At 61.6% G+C, this 255-nt stretch carries 1 protein-coding gene; it reads left to right on the forward strand.

All coding sequences use genetic code 11. The features are described 5' to 3' along the window. Positions 1–255: EF-Tu/IF-2/RF-3 family GTPase (locus tag L6D75_RS27255; protein WP_248285607.1), on the forward strand; the 255-nt coding region annotated here is incomplete at both ends.

Here is a 255-nt window from a genome sequence, read left to right on the forward strand (position 1 = left end):
GCGTTCAGGATCCGCTGGAAATCGTTGGTCTGCGTGACACCACCACCACCACCTGCACCGGCGTTGAGATGTTCCGCAAGCTGCTGGACGAAGGTCGTGCTGGCGAGAACTGCGGCGTGCTGCTGCGTGGCACCAAGCGTGACGACGTTGAGCGTGGCCAGGTTCTGGTCAAGCCAGGTTCGGTCAAGCCGCACACCAAGTTCACCGCAGAAGTCTACGTCCTGTCGAAGGAAGAAGGCGGCCGTCACACTCCGT

This window comes from Pseudomonas faucium (assembly GCF_021602585.1).
GTDB classification, from domain to species: domain Bacteria; phylum Pseudomonadota; class Gammaproteobacteria; order Pseudomonadales; family Pseudomonadaceae; genus Aquipseudomonas; species Aquipseudomonas faucium.